The sequence below is a fragment of the Streptomyces sp. MNU89 genome (assembly GCF_020982505.1).
Classification (GTDB): Bacteria; Actinomycetota; Actinomycetes; order Streptomycetales; family Streptomycetaceae; genus Streptomyces; species Streptomyces xinghaiensis.
On the sequence record NZ_JAJKLL010000001.1, the window covers coordinates 5,221,788 to 5,236,851 of the forward strand.

The 15,064-nt window shown below is 71.0% G+C and carries 11 protein-coding genes; all 11 read left to right on the forward strand.

What is annotated here, in order from left to right; translation table 11 throughout:
* The first annotated feature begins 69 nt into the window (after positions 1–69).
* On the forward strand, positions 70–2,706 hold the full coding sequence (locus tag E4N63_RS22260; protein ID WP_228429796.1) for a valine--tRNA ligase: 2,637 nt from the start codon (positions 70–72) through the stop codon (positions 2,704–2,706).
* Positions 2,707–2,892: 186 nt separating this feature from the next.
* Positions 2,893–4,422 carry a folylpolyglutamate synthase/dihydrofolate synthase family protein gene (locus E4N63_RS22265; RefSeq protein ID WP_125621871.1) on the forward strand — a complete coding sequence of 510 codons (1,530 nt, stop codon included), beginning with the start codon at positions 2,893–2,895 and terminating at the stop codon, positions 4,420–4,422.
* Between the two features lie 3 nt (positions 4,423–4,425).
* Positions 4,426–4,764, forward strand: coding sequence for a DUF4233 domain-containing protein (locus E4N63_RS22270; protein ID WP_019709063.1), 339 nt, complete (start codon positions 4,426–4,428; stop codon positions 4,762–4,764).
* A gap of 148 nt (positions 4,765–4,912) precedes the next feature.
* On the forward strand, positions 4,913–5,326 hold the full coding sequence (gene ndk, locus E4N63_RS22275) for a nucleoside-diphosphate kinase (protein WP_019709064.1): 414 nt from the start codon (positions 4,913–4,915) through the stop codon (positions 5,324–5,326).
* Between the two features lie 304 nt (positions 5,327–5,630).
* Positions 5,631–6,650 carry a rod shape-determining protein gene (locus tag E4N63_RS22280; RefSeq protein WP_039821277.1) on the forward strand — a complete coding sequence of 340 codons (1,020 nt, stop codon included), beginning with the start codon at positions 5,631–5,633 and terminating at the stop codon, positions 6,648–6,650.
* 206 nt (positions 6,651–6,856) lie between these two features.
* Positions 6,857–7,795 (forward strand): rod shape-determining protein MreC, encoded by a 939-nt coding sequence (gene mreC / locus E4N63_RS22285; RefSeq protein WP_125621870.1) that lies wholly within the window; start codon positions 6,857–6,859, stop codon positions 7,793–7,795.
* 3 nt (positions 7,796–7,798) lie between these two features.
* The gene (gene mreD, locus E4N63_RS22290; protein ID WP_125621868.1) at positions 7,799–8,533 is read left to right on the forward strand and encodes a rod shape-determining protein MreD; all 735 of its coding nucleotides are present in this window, start codon (positions 7,799–7,801) and stop codon (positions 8,531–8,533) included.
* Positions 8,534–8,627: 94 nt separating this feature from the next.
* Positions 8,628–10,757, forward strand: coding sequence for a penicillin-binding protein 2 (gene mrdA, locus E4N63_RS22295; protein WP_125621866.1), 2,130 nt, complete (start codon positions 8,628–8,630; stop codon positions 10,755–10,757).
* A complete protein-coding gene (gene rodA / locus E4N63_RS22300; protein ID WP_125621864.1) occupies positions 10,754–11,953 on the forward strand; it encodes a rod shape-determining protein RodA in 1,200 nt (399 codons plus the stop codon). Before mrdA ends, rodA begins: the two co-directional genes overlap by 4 nt.
* Before the next feature lie 112 nt (positions 11,954–12,065).
* On the forward strand, positions 12,066–13,991 hold the full coding sequence (locus E4N63_RS22305) for a TIGR03960 family B12-binding radical SAM protein (protein WP_125621957.1): 1,926 nt from the start codon (positions 12,066–12,068) through the stop codon (positions 13,989–13,991).
* A gap of 249 nt (positions 13,992–14,240) precedes the next feature.
* Entirely contained in the window at positions 14,241–15,044 is an 804-nt protein-coding gene (locus tag E4N63_RS22310) for a TIGR03936 family radical SAM-associated protein (RefSeq protein WP_125621862.1), read from the forward strand.
* Positions 15,045–15,064: the final 20 nt, after the last annotated feature.

Sequence of the window (15,064 nt, forward strand, 5' to 3'; positions counted from 1 at the left end):
TATGCGGGCTTTACCCCGGGGCGGCAACGGGTTCGTAACAGCACTGGCCCCGCCCTTAGACTGACGGTCGTGACCGACAACTCCCAGCGCCCCGGGACCGGGGCCCACAGCAGCGCCCCCGCCAACCTGCCGACCCAGTACGCACCGGCCGACGCGGAGGGGCCGCTCTACGAGCGCTGGGTAGAACGGGGTTACTTCGAGGCGGACGCGAAGAGCGGCAAAGAGCCCTACACCATCGTCATCCCCCCGCCCAACGTCACCGGATCCCTCCACCTCGGCCACGCGTTCGAGCACACGCTGATCGACGCCCTCACCCGCCGCAAGCGGATGCAGGGCTACGAGACGCTGTGGCAGCCCGGCATGGACCACGCCGGCATCGCCACGCAGAACGTCGTCGAGCGCGAGCTGGCCAAGGAGGGCAAGTCCCGGCACGACCTGGGCCGCGAGGCGTTCACCGAGCGGGTCTGGAAGTGGAAGGCCGAGTCCGGCGGTCAGATCTCCGGCCAGATGAAGCGCCTGGGCGACGGCGTCGCCTGGTCCCGTGAGCGCTTCACCATGGACGAGGGCCTCTCCCGCGCCGTCCAGACCATCTTCAAGCGGCTCTACGACGACGAGCTGATCTACCGCGCCGAACGCATCATCAACTGGTGCCCGCGCTGCCTCACGGCCATCTCGGACATCGAGGTCGAATACCAGGACGACGAGGGCGAGCTGGTCTCCATCCGCTACGGCGAGGGCGAGAACTCCATCGTCGTCGCCACCACCCGCGCGGAGACGATGCTCGGCGACACCGCCGTCGCCGTCCACCCGGACGACGACCGCTACCGCCACCTCGTCGGCACCGAGATCGAACTGCCGCTCACCGGCCGCCGCATCCCGGTCGTCGCCGACGAGCACGTCGACCCGGAGTTCGGCACCGGCGCCGTCAAGGTGACGCCCGCCCATGACCCGAACGACTTCGAGATCGGCCGGCGGCACGACCTGCCCAACCTCACGGTCATGGACGAGCACGCGATCATCACCGCGCACGGCCCGTTCCAGGGGCTGGACCGGCTGGAGGCGCGCAGCGCCATCGTCGCCGCGCTCCGCGCCGAGGGCCGGATCACCGCGGAGAAGCGTCCGTACACGCACTCCGTCGGCCACTGCTCGCGCTGCAAGACGACCATCGAGCCGCGGCTGTCGATGCAGTGGTGGGTCAGGGTCGGCCCGCTGGCGAAGGCCGCGGGCGACGCCGTCCGCGACGGCCGGGTCACCATCCACCCCAAGGAGATGGAGTCCCGCTACTTCGGCTGGGTCGACAACCTCCACGACTGGTGCATCTCGCGGCAGCTGTGGTGGGGCCACCGCATCCCGGTCTGGTACGGCCCGAACGGCGAGACGGTCTGCGTCGGCCCGGACGAGCAGCCGCCGTCCGGCGAGGGCTGGCAGCAGGACAGCGACGTCCTGGACACCTGGTTCTCCTCCGGCCTCTGGCCGTTCTCCACCCTCGGCTGGCCCGAACGGACCGAGAGCCTCGAGAAGTTCTATCCCAACTCGGTTCTGGTCACCGGCTACGACATCCTCTTCTTCTGGGTCGCCCGGATGATGATGTTCGGCCTGTACGCGATGGACGGCACCCCGCCGTTCCACACCATCGCCCTGCACGGCATGGTCCGCGACCAGTTCGGCAAGAAGATGTCGAAGTCCTTCGGCAACGCGGTCAACCCGCTGGACTGGATGGACAAGTACGGATCCGACGCCGTCCGCTTCACCCTGGCCCGCGGCGCCAACCCCGGGGTCGACGTCCCCATCGGTGAGGACTGGGTCCAGGCGTCCCGCAACTTCGCCAACAAGATCTGGAACGCCACCCGCTTCGCGCTGATGAACGGCGCCACGGTCGAGGGCGACCTCCCCGCGGCGGAGCGCCGCTCGGCGGCCGACCGCTGGATCCTCTCCCGGCTGAACGCGGTCGTCGCCGAGGTCGACGCCTACTACGACGACTACCAGTTCGCCAAGCTCAGCGACACCCTCTTCCACTTCGCCTGGGACGAGGTCTTCGACTGGTACGTCGAGCTGACCAAGACGGTCTTCCAGGCCGGCGGCCCCGCCGCCGAGGTCTCCCGCCGGGTCCTGGGCGAGGTCCTCGACGTCACGCTGCGCCTGCTGCACCCGGTGATCCCGTTCGTCACCGAGACGCTGTGGACCACCCTGACCGGCCGCGAGTCGGTCGTCATCGCCGAGTGGCCCACGGACAGCGGCTTCCGCGACGCCGCCGCCGAGCGGGAGATCGGGACGGTCCAGCAGGTGGTCACCGAGGTCCGCCGGTTCCGCGCCGACCAGGGGCTCCAGCCCGGCCAGAAGGTCCCCGCCCGGCTGGACCTGGCGGGCACGGACCTCGCCGGGCACGAGCCCGCCATCCGGCAGCTGCTCCGCCTCCAGCCGGAGGGGGAGGGCTTCACGTCCACCGCCACCCTGCCGGTCGCGGGCGCCACGGTCGCGCTGGACCTCTCCGGCACGATCGACGTGGCGGCCGAGCGGAAGCGGCTCACCAAGGACCTGGCCGCCGCCGAGAAGGAGAAGGCCCAGGCCACGGCGAAGCTCGGCAACGGCGCGTTCCTGGCCAAGGCCCCGGACCACGTGGTGGACAAGATCCGTACCCGGCTGAGCACCGCCGAGGCGGACATCGAGCGCATCACCGCCCAGCTCGCGGGCCTTCCGCAGGGCTGACCGGCGGCCGGACCGCACCGCCCCCCGCGCCCGGCCGTCCGCCGGGTGCGGGGGACGCGGCGTTCCGTACACCCGTTCCCCGCGCCGACCGGGGATGGAGGGCCGCCGGGCGTGCCGCGGCGGGGGTGACCGGGAGCACGGCCCGGTCGGGCCCGGGCACCTCCGCGGCTCCGTAGACTGACCCCCGTGAGTGAGCGCGCCCCGCACGGGAATCCCGAGCCCGACGAACCCGACGACCCCTTCGAGAAGATCGTCGAGGCGGAGACCGGCCGCGATCCGGACCTGGCGGTGATCGAGGCCGGGAGCCGCACCCTGCGCACCCAGGCCGGTCCGCTCGGGGCCGACGAGGCCCCCGCCCGCCCGGAGGACCCGGAGACCGACCGTCTGCTCCGCGAGGTCGAGACCGAGCTGGCGGGCCGCTGGCCGGAGACGAAGCTGGAGCCGTCCCTCACCCGCATCAGCGCGCTGATGGACGTCCTCGGCGAGCCGCAGCGCTCCTATCCGTCGATCCACATCACCGGCACCAACGGCAAGACCAGCACCGCCCGCATGATCGAGGCCCTGCTGACCGCCTTCGACCTGCGCACCGGGCGCTACACCAGCCCGCACGTCCAGTCGGTGACCGAGCGCATCAGCATCGACGGCGCGCCCGTCGCCGCGGAGAAGTTCATCGAGACCTACCGCGATCTCCTGCCGTTCGTGGAGATGGTCGACACCGCGCAGGAGCACCGGCTCTCCTTCTTCGAGGTGCTCACCGGCATGGCGTTCGCCGCCTTCGCCGACGCGCCCGTGGACGTCGCGGTCGTCGAGGTCGGCATGGGCGGCAGCTGGGACGCCACCAACGTCATCGAGGCCGGCGTCGCCGTCGTCACGCCCATCGACCTCGACCACACCGACCGGCTCGGCGGCTCGCCCGGCGAGATCGCCGTGGAGAAGGCCGGGATCATCAAGCAGGGAGCCACGGTCGTCCTCGCCCAGCAGCCGGTGGACGCCGCGCAGGCGATGCTCAAGAAGGCCGTGGAAGTGGACGCCACCGTGGCCCGCGAGGGCATGGAGTTCGGCGTGACCGGCCGCGAGATCGCGGTCGGCGGGCAGATGGTGTCGCTGCGCGGCCTCGGCGGCGAGTACCCGGAGATCTTCCTGCCGCTGCACGGCGCGCACCAGGCGCACAACGCGGCGGTCGCGCTGGCCGCCGTCGAGGCGTTCTTCGGCATCGGCTCCGAGCACGCCCGCACGCTGGACGCCGAGACGATCCGCACGGCCTTCGCCTCGGTGGTCTCGCCGGGCCGGATGGAGGTCGTGCGGAAGAGCCCGACGGTCGTGCTGGACGCGGCGCACAACCCGGCGGGGGCCCGCGCGGCGGCGGGGACGGTCACCGAGGCGTTCGGCTTCAGCCGGCTGATCGGCGTGGTCGGCCCGAGCGCCGAGAAGGACGTCAAGGGCCTGCTGGAGGCCTTCGAACCGGTGTTCCACGAGGTCGTGGTCACCCGCAACTCCACCCACCGGGCCATGGACGTGGACGAACTGGCGGCGCTCGCCGTCGAGGTGTTCGGCGAGGACCGGGTGCAGGTCGAACCCCGGCTGGACGACGCGCTGGAGGCCGCGATCACCCTGGCCGAGGAGGGTGGCGAGTTCGCCGCCGCGGGTGTGCTGGTGACGGGTTCCGTGATCACGGTGGGCGAGGCCCGGCTGCTGCTGGGGAAGGGCAGGGGCTGAGCGATGCGGACGCTGTGTGCGAGCACGCTGATCGGTGAGTTCTTCGTGATCGGCTTCGCGGGGCTGGTCGCGATGCGGACCTCGGACCTCTCCGCCGGCCTCGTCTGGACGGTGAGCGGCACCGCGATGGTGCTCTGTCTGGCCCTGGCCGGTGTGCTGTCCCGGCCGGGCGCGGTGGGGACCGGCTGGGCGCTGCAAGTGGCGCTCATCGCCAGTGGCGTGGTGGTGCCGATGATGTTCTTCCTCGGCGCCGTCTTCGCGGGCCTGTGGTGGGCCTCGGTGCACTACGGCCGCAAGATCGACGAGGCCAAGGCCCGGCACGCCGCGAGCGCCGCGGCCTGACCGGCCCCGTCCGGCGGCTCCCGCGGCGGGGGCTCCGCGGCGGCGGGGGCTCCGGGACGGGCCGGAACCGACGCGGCGTGACCGCCGCCGCGGCCGCCCCTGTAGCCTCGTGCCACCCCGCACCCGCAGATTCGAAGGAGCCCGTACCGTGAGCCAGCGCACGCTCGTCATCCTCAAGCCGGACGCGGTCAGGAGGAACCTGATCGGCGAGATCATCGGCCGTATCGAGCGGAAGGCGGGCTGGCGGATCAGCGCGCTGGAGCTGCGCGAGCTGAGCCGCGAGGTGCTGGAGCAGCACTACGGCGAGCACGTCGGCAAGCCGTTCTACGAGCCGCTGGTGGAGTTCATGTCCTCCGGCCCGGTCGTGGTGCTGGCCGTCGAGGGGGAACGCGTCGTCGAGGGCGTCCGCGCGCTGGCCGGCCCGACCGACCCGATCGCCGCCGGGCCGGGCAGCATCCGCGGCGATTTCGGCACCATCGTGCGGGAGAACCTCATCCACGCCTCGGACTCCGAGGAGTCCGCGGAGCGCGAGTTCAAGCTGTTCTTCCCCGGGGTGGCGTGAGCCTCCCGCGGCTTTTTCCAACCTGACGTGCTGTCAGAGGTAACCCCCGCGTGACCTGGGGCGGCCGAGGAAACCGGCCGCCCCTCGGCATATGCGCGGTCCCGGAGGGGAACCCATCACTCCGACACGACGTCAGCATTACAGAGGCAGGCATTCCTTCCCCCGACAATGGGAGGGCCGTCGCGCGGAGCTGCCGCGGTCGTGACTACGATGGAAGCTTCACACCCACCGTGCTCACCCCGCCTGACCTCAAAAGTCATCATTTCCAGCTGGGAAGGCCAGACATATCCTCATGGGGAACAACATGTCGTTCATCGGCCGTGACATGGCTGTCGACCTCGGCACCGCGAACACCCTGGTGTATGTCCGAGGCCGCGGCATCGTCCTCAATGAGCCCTCGGTCGTCGCCATCAACACGAATACCGGCGGAATTCTGGCGGTCGGCGCCGAGGCGAAGAAGATGATCGGCCGCACCCCCGGGAACATCGTCGCCGTCCGCCCGCTCAAGGACGGCGTCATCGCCGACTTCGAGATCACCGAGCGGATGCTCCGCTACTTCATCCTCAAGATCCACAAGCGGCGCTATCTGGCCCGCCCGCGGGTGGTGGTCTGCGTGCCGTCCGGGATCACCGGGGTCGAGCGCCGTGCCGTGATCGAGGCGTCCACGCAGGCCGGTGCCCGGCAGGTGCACATCATCGAGGAGCCGATGGCCGCCGCGATCGGCTCCGGTCTCCCGGTCCACGAGGCCACCGGCAACATGGTCGTGGACATCGGCGGCGGCACCACCGAGGTCGCCGTGATCTCCCTCGGCGGCATCGTCACCGCCCAGTCGATCCGGGTCGCGGGGGACGAGCTCGACAACGCGATCATCCAGCACATCAAGAAGGAGTACAGCCTCCTCCTCGGTGAGCGCTCGGCCGAGAACATCAAGATCACCATCGGCTCCGCCTTCGACTCCGGCGAGGACGAGCACACGGAGATCCGGGGCCGGGACCTCGTCAGCGGTCTGCCGAAGACCGTGGTCATCTCCTCCGGCGAGGTCCGCAAGGCCATGGAGGAGCCCGTTCACTCCATCGTCGACGCCGTCAAGACCACCCTCGACAAGTGCCCGCCGGAGCTGTCCGGCGACATCATGGACCGCGGCATCGTCCTCACCGGCGGCGGCGCCCTGCTCCGCGGGCTCGACGAGCGGCTGCGCCAGGAGACGGGCATGCCGATCCACATCGCCGAGAACCCCCTCGACTCCGTCGCGCTCGGCTCGGGCAAGTGCGTGGAGGAGTTCGAGGCGCTCCAGCAGGTGCTGGACTCCCAGCCCCGCCGCTAGACCCCGGGTGACGCGCCGCGCCGGTTCCCGGCCGGCGTGTCACCCACCGCCGGTCCCCGGGGGGCCGCGCACACCGCGGACCCCCATCCCGTTCCACCGTCCGGAACCCGCTTCCGGACCCCGGCCAGCCCGGGCCCACAGCTCCCGATGATGACCGGACCCGGCCCGCCGCCGACCGGTCCGATGAGGAAGGCACGCCGCCGCACGTGAGGGACACACGAGAGAGCCGGCTGCTCCTGGTGCTGCTGATCGCCATCGCGTTCGCACTGATCACGGTGGACATCCGCGGCGGCGAGGAGTCACCGCTCAACGGCGCCCGGCAGGCCGCCGCGTCGGCCTTCGGGCCGGTGGAGAACGGGGTCGCGTCCGCCGTCGACCCGATCGGCAACGCCGTCGGCGCCGTCCGCGACTCGGGCGAGCGGCACAGCCGTATCGCGGCCCTGGAACGGGAGAACGCCGCGCTGAAGCTCAGACTCGGCAGCGACGCCCGCACCCGCAGCCGGGCCGCCGAACTGGACAAGATCCTCAGGACCGCCGGCGCCGGCCGGTACGGCATCAAGGGCGCCCAGGTCATCGCCATAGGAGCGGCCCAGGGCTTCTCCTGGACGGTCACCATCGACGTCGGCAGCGACGACGGCATCGCCCGCGACATGACCGTGCTCAACGGCGACGGCCTCGTCGGACGCGTCACCACCGTCGGCCCCTCGACCGCCACCGTGCTGCTCGCCAACGACCCCGACTTCACCGTCGGCACCCGGCTGGAGGGCAGCGGCGAACTCGGCTTCGCCACCGGCCAGGGCGGCCGCGACCTCCGTGTCCAGCTGCTCAACGGAAAGACCGTGGTCAAGAAGGGCGACCGGATGGTCACCTTCGGTTCACAGGGCGGCAAGCCCTTCGTCGCCGGCGTACCCGTGGGCGAGGTCACCCGCGTCGACCCCTCCCGGGGAGAGCTGACCCGTACGGTGCAGGTCCGGCCCTTCGTCGGCTTCACCCGGCTCGACCTCGTCGGCGTCGTCGTCCAGCCGCCGCGCAAGGACCCGCGCGACACCGTGCTGCCGCCCAAGCCGAAGGGGCCCAAGCCCACCCCCACGGTGACGGTCACCGCCACGCCCACCGCCTCCATCCCCGCTCCCGACGGGAACTGACCGATGCGCCTCAACCGGATCCTGCTCTCCGCGGCCCTCGTCGTCGTCGCCCTCGTCCTCCAGGTGAGCGTTCTCGCCCGGTTGCAGCTGCCCGGCGCCGTCCCCGACCTGACCCTCCTGGTGGTCCTCGGGCTGGCCCTGGTCTACGGCCATGTGAGTGGCGCCCTCATCGGCTTCACCGCCGGACTCCTCGCCGACCTCGCGCCCCCGGCCGACCACGCCGTCGGCCGCTACGCCCTGGTCCTCTGCCTGATCGGCTACCTCGCCGGCCTGGCCAAGCCCGAGAGCGGACGGCTCCGCTCGGCCACCGCCCCGCTGCTCGCCGTCGTCCTCGCGGCCGTCGGCACCACCCTGCTCTATGCGGGCGTCGGCGCCCTCGTCGGCGACACCTCCGCCCGCCAGGTCGGCCTCGCCGGCCTCCTCGCCACCGCGGCCCTCTACGACCTGCTGCTGGCGCCCTTCGTCGTTCCCGGGGTGATGGCGCTGGCCCGCCGCACCGAGAGCGATCCGCTGGCGGAGTCCGCCGGTGGCACGGGCAGCGGCAAGGGGGCGTACGGCAACTGGCTGAGCGCCGGCACCGGGCAGCGGCTGGGCACCGGACGCGGCGGCCGGTTCGGGGGCCGCATCGGCGGCCAGCGGGGCGGACTGCTGGGCGGCACTCAGCGCGGCGGGCTGCTCGGCGGCGGCCGGCCGGCCAAGGTGCGGGCTGCCCGTGTCAAGGGGGTCAAGCGACTGTGAGGACGCACCCGGGCACACCCGTACGACCCGACGACCGAGCCGGCCGAGCCGCGCGGACGGCACGGCCGGAAGCAGCACCCCAGGGGGCAGCGCAGTGAGCAATATCCCGGAGACCGGGCGGACCTCCCGTGTCACCATCCGGCTCATCGCCATCCAGATACTGGTCTTCTCCCTCCTCGCCACCCTCGCCGGGCGGCTCTGGTTCATCCAGATCCGCAACGGCGACGAGTACACGGCCGAGGCCGCGGGCAACCACGTCCAGCAGGTCGTCAAGCCGGCCGTCCGCGGCTCCATCCTCGACGCCCGCGGCGTGCCGCTCGCCGACAACGAGACCCGTCTCGTCGTCTCCGCCAGCCGCACCGAACTGCTGAAGATGAGGGACGACGGCGAGGCCGTGCTGACCCGGCTCGCCGGGGTGCTCGGCATGGAGCCCCAGGAGGTCCTGGAGAAGGTCCGTCTCTGTGACGCCGAGACCAAGCAGCCCTGCTGGAACGGCTCCCCCTACCAGCCCATCCCGATCACCGACGAGGCCACGGCCCAGCAGGCGCTGACGATCCGCGAGCGCGCCGAGGACTTCCCCGGCATCACCGCCGAACCCACCGCCGTACGCCGCTACGCCGCGCCCGCCGGCGCCGGCACCGCGCAGGTCCTCGGCTATCTGTCGCCGGTCACCGACGAGGAGATCAAGGAGGCCGAGGACACCGACTCGCCCTTCCTCCGCTCCGACCAGGTCGGCCGCTCCGGCCTGGAACGGTCCTACGACAAGTGGCTGCGCGGCAAGGCCGGTGTCACCCGCTACGAGGTGGACAAGCTCGGCCGGGTGATGGGCATGACCGAGCGCGACCCGGCCGTGGCCGGGCACAACGTGATCACGAGCATCGACGCCCGGGTGCAGGCGCTCGCCGAGAAGGAACTGCACCAGGCCATGAAGGAAGCCCGCAAGCAGCACGACCGCAACACCAACCGCAACTACGAAGCGGACGCGGGCGCCGTCGTCGTGATGGAGGCCAAGACCGGCCGGGTGGTCGCCATGGCCTCCAACCCGGACTACGACCCCAACGCCTGGGTCGGCGGCATCTCCGGCAGGGACTACGCCAAGATGACCAACAAGAAGTCCAACTACCCGCTGCTCAACCGGGCGATCCAGGGCCAGGCCGCCCCCGGCTCGATCTTCAAGGTCATCCCGACCGCCGCCGCGGTCAAGGCCGGCTACGACTTCAACGGCAACTACGCCTGCACCAGCTCGTACAGCATCGGCAACCAGGTCTTCAAGAACTTCGAGTCGCAGGACCACGGCATGATCGACCTCGGCCGGGCGCTGGAGGTCTCCTGCGACACCGTCTTCTACCGCCTCTCCCACCAGGAGTGGCGCAAGGACGGCGGCCTCAAGCCGAAGAAGAACGCCAAGGACTGGTTCTACGAGACCGCCCACCAGTTCGGGCTCGGCGAGAAGACCGGCATCGACCTCCCCAACGAGGTCAGCGGCCGCGTCCCCGACCGGCAGTGGAAGAAGGACTTCTGGAAGGCCAACAAGGAGAACTGGTGCGAGCGCGCCAAGCAGTGGCCCAAGAAGAAGGACTACGTCACCGTGCTCTCCCGGGAGAACTGCCTGGGGGGCATGAAGCTGCACGCCTATGACTCGGTGAACTACTCCATCGGCCAGGGCGACACCCTCGTCACCCCCGTCCAGATGGCGTCCGTCTACGCGGCCCTCAGCAACGGGGGGACCCTCCACACCCCGACCGTCGGCAAGGCGATCGTGAGCCCCGACGGCAAGGAGATCGAGGAGATCGAGCCCGAGGCGCGCGGCAAGCTGCCGGTCAGCAAGAAGACGATGCGGCAGATCGACAAGGCGCTCGAGGGCGTCGCCACCCGGGGCACCGCCGCCTGGCGGTTCGGCGGCTGGCCGCAGGACAAGATCCCGATGCACGCCAAGACCGGTACCGCGGAGGTCTACGGCAAGCAGACGACCTCCTGGTTCGCCACGTACACCGAGGACTACGCGATCGTCATGACGATCTCCCAGGGCGGTACCGGCTCCGGCGCCTCCGGCCCCGCGGTGCGCAACATCTACAACGCGCTCTACGGCATCGACGAGAAGGGCGGCATCAACAAGAAGAAGGCGCTGCTGCCCAAGCCCCAGAAGAACCTGCCCGAGATCCGCGAGGACGGTTCGATCAAGGCGGCCCCGCTGCCCGAGGCCGGACGGAGGGACGGCGAGTGACCGCACACGGCTTCGGCTTCTCCGTCAGCCGCTACACCCCCCAGCAGGGCGCCTGGGGCCGGCTCACCGCGCGCGACTCGATACTCCGCCGCCTCGACTGGCCCATGCTGCTGGCCGCGCTGATGCTCTCCGGCCTCGGCTCGCTGCTGGTGTGGTCGGCCACCCGCAACCGCACCGAGCTCAACAACGGCGACCCGTACGACTTCCTGGTGCGCCACACCGTGAACGTCGGTATCGGACTCGCCCTCATGGTGGGCACCGTCTGGCTCGGCCACCGCACCCTGCGCGGCGCGGTGCCGATCCTCTACGGGCTCTCCGTGCTGCTGGTCGCCCTCGTGCTGACACCGCTGGGCACCACCATCAACGGCGCGCACGCCTGGCTCGACATCGGGGGCTTCTCCCTCCAGCCGTCCGAGTTCACCAAGGTCACCATCATCCTCGGCATGGCCATGCTGCTGGCCGCGCGGGTGGACGCGGGCGACCGGATCCACCCCGATCACCGGACCGTCGTCCAGGCCCTCGCGCTCGCGGCCCTGCCGATGGCCGTCATCATGCTGATGCCGGACCTCGGCTCCGTGATGGTCATGGCGGTGATAGTGCTCGGCGTGCTGCTCGCCTCCGGCGCCTCCAACCGCTGGGTCTTCGGGCTGATGGGCACCGGCGCCGTCGGTGCCGTCCTCGTCTGGCAGCTCGGCGTGCTCGACGAATACCAGATCAACCGGTTCGCCGCCTTCGCCAACCCCGAGCTCGACCCGGCCGGTGTCGGCTACAACACCAACCAGGCCCGGATCGCCATCGGCTCCGGCGGCCTCTACGGCACCGGGCTCTTCAACGGCACCCAGACCACCGGCCAGTTCGTGCCGGAGCAGCAGACCGACTTCATCTTCACCGTGGCCGGCGAGGAGCTCGGCTTCCTCGGGGCCGGGCTCATCATCCTGCTGATCGGGGTCATCCTCTGGCGCGCCTGCCGCATCGCCCGGGACACCACCGAGCTGTACGGCACGATCGTCGCCGCCGGCATCATCGCCTGGTTCGCCTTCCAGTCCTTCGAGAACATCGGGATGACCCTGGGCATCATGCCGGTCGCCGGCCTGCCGCTGCCCTTCGTGTCCTACGGCGGCACCTCGATGTTCGCGGTCTGGATCGCGGTCGGCCTTCTCCAGTCCATCAAGGTGCAGCGCCCTCTCTCGGCCTGAGACCCGTCCGCGCCGCCGCCCCCGTTCCCGTCCGCCCGGCCGGCGCGTCCGGCCCGTACGGAACGGGCGGTACGCTGGATGGTCCCCCTATCCGCTCATGAGAGACATCGCGATGCCTGTCGAGTCGGTCTTCCCACGCCTGGAAGCGCTTCTCCCGCATGTTCAGAAGCCCATCCAGTACGTCGGCGGAGAGCTCAACTCCACCGTCAAGGACTGGGATGCCTGTGACGTCCGCTGGGCGCTCATGTACCCGGACGCCTATGAGATCGGACTGCCCAACCAGGGCGTCATGATCCTCTACGAGGTGCTCAACGAGCGCGAGGGCGTCCTCGCCGAACGCACCTACAGCGTCTGGCCCGACCTCGAGAAGCTGATGCGGGAGAACGGGGTCCCACAGTTCACCGTGGACGCGCACCGCCCGGTGAAGGCGTTCGACGTCTTCGGCCTCAGCTTCTCCACGGAGCTCGGCTACACCAACATGCTGGCCGCCCTGGACCTGGCCGGCATCCCGCTGTCGGCCGCCGACCGGACCGAGGACGACCCAGTTGTCCTGGCCGGCGGCCACGCCGCCTTCAACCCCGAGCCGATCGCGGAGTTCATCGACTGCGCGGTCATCGGCGACGGCGAGCAGGCCGTGCTCACCATCACCGAGACCATCCGGGCCTGGAAGGCGGAGGGCCGGCCCGGCGGCCGCGAGGAACTGCTCCTCCGGCTGGCCAGGACCGGCGGGGTGTACGTCCCCCGCTTCTACGACGTCGAGTACCTGCCGGACGGCCGGATCGCCCGCGTCGTGCCCAACGCCTCCGGAGTGCCGTGGCGGGTGTCCAAGCACACCGTCATGGACCTCGACGAGTGGCCGTACCCCAAGCAGCCGCTGGTCCCGCTGGCCGAGACCGTGCACGAGCGGATGTCCGTGGAGATCTTCCGCGGCTGCACCCGCGGCTGCCGCTTCTGCCAGGCGGGCATGATCACCCGCCCGGTGCGGGAGCGGAGCATCACCGGCATCGGCGACATGGTGGAGAAGGGCCTCAAGAACACCGGCTTCGAGGAGGTCGGCCTGCTCTCCCTCTCCTCGGCCGACCACAGCGAGATCGGGGACATCGCCAAGGGCCTCGCCGACCGCTACGAAGAGGACAAGGTCGGTCTCTCCCTGCCCTCCACCCGGGTCGACGCCTTCAACATCGACCTGGCCAACGAGCTCACCCGCAACGGCCGCCGCTCCGGACTCACCTTCGCCCCCGAGGGCGGCTCCGAGCGCATCCGCAAGGTCATCAACAAGATGGTCTCGGAGGAGGACCTGATCCGCACGGTCGCCACCGCCTACGGCAACGGCTGGCGGCAGGTGAAGCTGTACTTCATGTGCGGCCTGCCCACCGAGACCGACGAGGACGTCCTCCAGATCGGCGACATGGCGGTGAACGTCATCGCCAAGGGCCGGGAGGTCTCCGGCAGCAACGACATCCGCTGCACCGTCTCCATCGGCGGTTTCGTTCCCAAGCCGCACACCCCCTTCCAGTGGGCACCGCAGCTCTCCGCGGAGGAGACCGACGCCCGGCTGACCAAGCTCCGCGACAAGATCCGCGGCAACAAGAAGTACGGCCGCTCCATCGGCTTCCGCTACCACGACGGCAAGCCCGGCATCGTCGAGGGCCTCCTCTCCCGCGGCGACCGGCGGGTCGGCGCCGTCATCCGCGCCGTCTACGAGGACGGTGGCCGCTTCGACGGCTGGCGTGAGTACTTCTCCTACGACCGCTGGATGGAGTGCGCCGGGAAGACGCTCCCGCCGCAGGGCGTGGACGTCGACTGGTACACCACCCGCGAGCGGTCCTACGAGGAGGTCCTGCCCTGGGACCACCTGGACTCCGGCCTGGACAAGGACTGGCTCTGGGAGGACTGGCAGGACGCGCTCGACGAGACCGAGGTCGAGGACTGCCGCTGGACGCCGTGCTTCGACTGCGGTGTCTGCCCCCAGATGGACACCGCCATCCAGATCGGCCCGACCGGGAAGAAGCTGCTGCCGCTCACGGTCGTCAAGTAGCCGGACACGTTGGCCGGCCGCCCCCCGGCGAGGCTCCGGCCGCCGCGCGCACCAGGCCCTCCGGACCCGGGACACCGGGAACGGAGGGCCTTCGCGCGGGCCCGTCCTCCCGCCGCCGCACCCGCCGGTGTGCCCCTGCGGGAACCCTCGGTGCCCGTCACACGTACCCTGGGAAGAGGACGACCGTGACTCACGAAGGACTGAGCGACCCTGGGCAAGCGACAGCCCGAAGGCCCCCCGCCCGCACCGGTGGCGCAGCGCATCCGTCTGCGCTACACCAAGCGGGGCCGCCTCCGGTTCACCAGCCACCGCGACTTCCAGCGCGCTTTCGAACGAGCACTGCGGCGTGCCGGGGTACCGATGGCGTACTCGGCGGGCTTCACCCCGCACCCCAAGGTGTCCTACGCCAATGCCGCACCCACCGGCACGGGCAGTGAGGCCGAGTTCCTGGAGATCGCCCTCACCGAGCACCGCGATCCGGAGAGGCTCGGGGCGCTGCTCGACGCGTCGCTGCCCGCCGGTCTGGACGTCATCGACGCGGTCGAGGCCCGGACCTCCGGTCTGGCCGACCGGCTGCAGGCCTCCGAGTGGGAGCTGAGGCTTCCCGGGGTGGGCCCCGAGGAGGCCCGCCGGGCCGTCGCCGCCTTCCTCGCCGCCGAGTCGGTGGAGGTCGAGCGGCGCACCAAGAACGGGATGCGCACCTTCGACGCACGCGCCGCCGTCGTACGGCTGGAGGCCGGGGAATCACCGGCTGATGGGCCGGGCGACACGGCCTGTGCGATACTGCGCCTGGTAGTACGGCATTCGACACCCGCCGTACGACCCGACGACGTCCTGTCCGGCCTCCGAGCTGCGGCCGACCTGGCGCCGCCGGTCCCCGCAGCGGTGACCAGGCTGGCGCAGGGGCCGCTCGATGAGGAGTCCGGCACGGTGACCGACCCGCTCGTGCCCGACCGCGAGGCTGTCACGGCCGCCCCACCCACGGCCGCCGTACCGACCGCCACGACGGAGGCACCGCCGTTCGGCGGAGCAGCGCAGGTGGGTACCGCGTAAGGACGGCCGTCGAAGCGCCG